This window comes from Aestuariispira insulae, assembly GCF_003385955.1.
In the GTDB taxonomy this organism is placed as follows: domain Bacteria; phylum Pseudomonadota; class Alphaproteobacteria; order UBA8366; family Aestuariispiraceae; genus Aestuariispira; species Aestuariispira insulae.
This window is the reverse complement of the sequence record NZ_QRDW01000030.1, coordinates 1-4,420: the sequence shown is the minus strand read 5'-3', so window position 1 is coordinate 4,420 and position 4,420 is coordinate 1. Positions and strand designations below refer to the sequence as shown.

Annotated in this window: 3 protein-coding genes; all 3 read left to right on the top strand. The window is 54.9% G+C overall.

Annotated elements, in window-relative coordinates; genetic code table 11:
* The coding region (locus DFP90_RS22415; RefSeq protein ID WP_115939694.1) for a LamG-like jellyroll fold domain-containing protein at positions 1 to 2,103 on the top strand (2,103 nt) is incomplete at its 5' end.
* 624 nt (positions 2,104 to 2,727) lie between these two features.
* Positions 2,728 to 3,372, top strand: coding sequence for a toxin-activating lysine-acyltransferase (locus DFP90_RS22410; protein ID WP_218044779.1), 645 nt, complete (start codon positions 2,728 to 2,730; stop codon positions 3,370 to 3,372).
* Positions 3,373 to 3,395: 23 nt separating this feature from the next.
* Entirely contained in the window at positions 3,396 to 4,205 is an 810-nt protein-coding gene (locus tag DFP90_RS22405) for a hypothetical protein (protein WP_115939693.1), read from the top strand.
* Positions 4,206 to 4,420 lie beyond the last annotated feature (215 nt).

Below are 4,420 nucleotides of genomic sequence, written 5' to 3'. Positions count from 1 at the left end.
GGCGACTATGTGATCCAGGATCAGGGCGATGGCTCTTATGCCATCACCGATGCCGCCGGTTCGACGGATACGGTCACGGGTGTCGAGACACTGGAGTTTGCGGCTGGTGCGGATATTGACCTGACGGCCGCCAACAGTGGACCGCAGGCGGTTGATGCGAAGGTTGTTCTGAACAGCTGGGACGGGGTCAACCACAAACTGAGCGCGTCTGACGCGGATAGCGGCGATACACTGACCTATGAGGTGGTCGGCTATAAGGCGTTTGATGCGCAAACCGGCGTTTACACGCTTGCGAGCGGTGCCACCGTCTCCTTCGACCAGGATGGTAATTACACCTACACGCCAGCCGTAGATCAGGGCCAGTCGGACAGTTTTACATGGAAGGCGACGGACAGCGCGGGGCTGAGTTCTCAGGCCGAAGTGCATCTTGACCTCGGAACCCAGCCGTTGGGTCAGGCGGCTTCTTTCGATGGCAGCAGCGGCCATTTGGTCCGGGATACGGATATGGAAGGCGATCGTACAAAATGGACTATGTCTGTTTGGGTCAAGCGTGATTCCATCGGCAGCCAGCAGGAGATCCTCCAGGTGGGCTCCAATGCCCAGGCCGGTGCCTTCCATCTGCGTTTTGATGCGAATGATCATTTGCAGGTGACAGAAGGTTCTGCCAGCAAGCTTTGGACGGTAACCACGGACCAATATCAGTCCACGGATGATTATTATCATATCGTGCTGTCCTATGATTCCAGCCAGGCGGTCGCGAGTGATCGTATGCGCCTTTTTGTGAATGACAGTCAGGTGACCGGCTTTGCGGATGCTCAATATGGCACGGTTTATCCGCCGCAGGATTATGCGGGCCTGTCGGTCAACTCCGACTATCAGATGCTGTTTGGCGCAGAAGCGCCGCTCAACCTCTATGGCAACTATTTCGATGGCGCGATGGATAACCTGCAGTTTGTGGATGGCCAGGCGCTGTCCCCGGATGCGTTCGGTTCTTCCGTAGACGGGGGCTGGAGGCCCAGGGTGGATGGAAATCTGGATTATGGTACCAGCGGCTTCTTCCTGCCGGATCCGTCTACCGGGACGGATCAATCTGGCAATGGCCATGATTTTGCCGTCAATGGGACAGTAACCTCTGTCACCGGCGCGGGGCCGGATGCGCCGGCCGAAATCGTCATTGGCACCGATGGCAATGATGTTCTGCATGGTGATAACCTTGATAACGTCATTGACGGCGGTCTTGGCGATGACCTGCTCGATGGCGGGGATGGCCAAGACAGCCTCACCGGCGGTATCGGTGATGACACCCTGTTTGGTGGGGCGGGCCAGGATCTGCTGCAAGGCGGGGATGGCAATGATCATCTGGATGGCGGCTCTGAGGACGATGTCCTGTCTGGCGGCCGCGGCCAGGACAGCCTTGCCGGTGGCGAGGGGCATGATGTCCTGCATGGCGGGCATGATGATGACATCCTGGTAGGCTGGACCGGCAACGACCGCCTGAACGGCGATGATGGTGATGACAGCCTGTCCGGCGGTGCCGGGCTTGATACCCTTTATGGTGGGGACGGCGCGGATTATCTTTCCGGCGGCGAAGAAGCGGACCATCTGGAAGGTGATGCCGGCAATGACACCCTGCTGGGCGATAATGGCGATGACATTCTCTATGGCAATGACGGCGATGATACGCTGATCGGCGGGGCAGGAAATGACACGCTCATTGGCGGGGCCGGGGCGGACAGCTTCCAGTTTGGCTTTGGCGATGGTCAGGACCGGATCGTTGATGCTGGTGGCGATGATAAACTTGTCTTCGGTGCGGATGTGGATGCCAATGAGATATGGTTCAGCCAGGAGGGGGATGATCTGGCTGCCCGCCTGCTGGGTACAACAGACAGCATCACCCTTGAGGATTGGTTCGGCGGTTCCCAGCAGTTTGGCGAAATCCAGCTGGCTGATGGCAGCAGCCTGAGTGCTGTAAACGTCCAGGGCCTGGTGGATGCCATGTCTGCCTGGGCGGGCCAGCCTGGCAATGATGTGGAGAGTCTGGGATCGGCCCCGACCGATGATCAGGATCTAACCACGGCGCTGGCCCATTGGCAGCAGCCTTGATCAAGGCCTAAAAGGATGAAGCCCCGGCAGAGAGATCTGCCGGGGCTGTTTCTTCCGGATCTATCTTATGTGTCGTTCCGGGTCAACGGACGCAGCTTATCTGTCATTTCAGATCAGGTTATCTGTCGCTGATTTCGGTTAAGCCATTGATCTGCGGTGTTCCGGGAAAACACGTTCTCTGTCACTGCACAAATGACCATTCCTCAAATTTTAACCAAATTTTAATTTTCCGGTTGCCTCGCGAATCGGTTCTGATTAGTCTTCTTATCGTTCGCTGGAATCGCGGGTTGGCTTATATGGCGGTTCCGGCGGGGCTTTGGGGCGGATGGCAGGGGTGCCGTCCGGATATTGGGTGGACTTGCCGGTGGGGCAGACAGGGCTGTGCCGGCCTTTGAAGCGGGGAAGATGAATTACCAATTGAGATGATCCTTGAAGGGAAGCGTGCGCGTGTTGGCAACGCGGGCGGTGTTTTCCTTGTCCGGACATCTTTTCAACATTTTTGGGAATTAGCCACGGATGGTGCCTTGGGGTAACCTCCCCGGCGTCGGCTGCCTCGTTGCGGGCGGCTGTGCGGGTGCGTGCGCGTACATATTTGTTTGATCATTTGAGTGAGGGAATTGAGCCATGGCGAAAAAATCGAAAGCGAAGAAGGCCGATCCGAAAAAGGCCGGTCAGTCGGCAGCGGAAAAGCGGATGGCGGAATTGGCGCCGAAATCACAGATGGTGGGCGGGGCATCCGACCTGGCGGATAAGCTGGAAGCGGCCGGCAAGCTGGATGAAGCGGCGCTGATGCGCGGCATCGAGGAGGCGCAGGCCAAAGCGGCGGAACAGGCGGCTGCCGCGGCCAATACGGGCGAGGGCCAGCCGCAGATGACCATCTCCCAGGTTCTGGGCGAGATTTCCTGGATGATGTCGATGAGCCCGACCCACCGTTATTTCTTCCTGGCCGATCTGGAATGGCTGGTGATGACCCCGGTGATGCTGAACCAGTTCCGCATCTACCGCGACGACAATGGCAAGCCGGCGGGCCTGGTGCTGTGGGCGAGCGTCAGTGAAGAGGTGGAGAAACGCCTGGAAAGCGGCGCCACCAGGCTGGCGCCACAGGATTGGAAATCAGGCGACCGGTTGTGGGTGGTCGACGTGGTCGACCTGATGGGCGGCAAGGCGCCACACATGCTGGCTGACATGAAGAAGGTGGTTTTCCAGGACAAGAGCTTCAAATTCCATAGCACAGGGGCTGATGGGGTGAGAAGTGTGGTTGAAGGATAAGACAGCCCAACTGGAATTGAACAATGAGACAGTTACTTAGCCGCATAGCAATCTTCCTATGGATATTATTTCTACCAGCTTTTGCGCAAGCTGATGAGCTTTCAGACAATAGGCGATTTTCAAAGGCTGAAATAACAAATTTTGTAACCGAGCTTTATCGCCGTAACGGAACTGTCGCAGTGAATTCCCCCAGATTTCGCAAACATGATGGCTATGTACGCTGGACTAGCAAAATAGTGTTTGTTGTGGACGGTGTTGGTCCCAAGGGCGTGGAGAGAACCTCCAATCTTCTTCATAAAGTTACTGATATGTTGCCGTTAGACATCAAAATGTCTCAAGGTAATAAGGTCCAAGGGGCAAACTTCTTCATCACGTTTACTGACCAATATCAGAATGTTTCAGACTCTTTGTATCTACGGCAGATGCATTTTCCTCTGATTCATCCAGATGATCCGCTTATCCAAAAAATGTTGGTTAGAGCAGATGATAAAGAAAAACAGGTTTTGGCGAGTACCATTGTTCAGGAAAACGGGGATGTGCTTGCCTCGGCCACGCTGACAGTACCAAGCTTTTCAGAAAACAATGGCTTTTCTGAGGATGCCATTATCCTTCGATCTATTTTGCTCGGTCTGACAGGCGGTCACCGGGTCATTAAGTTCCGTGAGAGCCATTTTGCATTAACGCCAAAAGACCGCAGTCGATCGGAATTATTTCCGATGGACCGCTTGTTTTTGAGTGCTCTTTATAGTGACGCAATACCTAGCGGGATTACGAAGGAACAAGCGATTCCGTTGATCATCAACCAGATGATAGCGCTGCAGGCGTCTAACTAATCAAGTTTTTTAGGGGGGAAGAATGACTGAAACAACTGACTCGTATAGCCAGTTTGACGCCAAAATGGCCAGCACCGATTATGTTAAGGCTAAACTAGAGAGTAAGATTCTCTCAGCTGATGACCTGAGCCCCAGAGTTCCTCCAGCTATAGGCAGAGTCGTCGGTTAAAGTTTTGCTCAGTTACGTTGTTGTTTGCAAGCAGTATGGGGGCATG

What these genes read in the sequence shown, in the direction of transcription:
- DFP90_RS22410 (WP_218044779.1), top strand. Translation starts at nt 2,728, where the DNA reads ATGGCGAAAAAATCGAAAGCGAAGAAGGCCGATCCGAAAAAGGCCGGT.
- DFP90_RS22405 (WP_115939693.1), top strand. Translation starts at nt 3,396, where the DNA reads ATGAGACAGTTACTTAGCCGCATAGCAATCTTCCTATGGATATTATTT.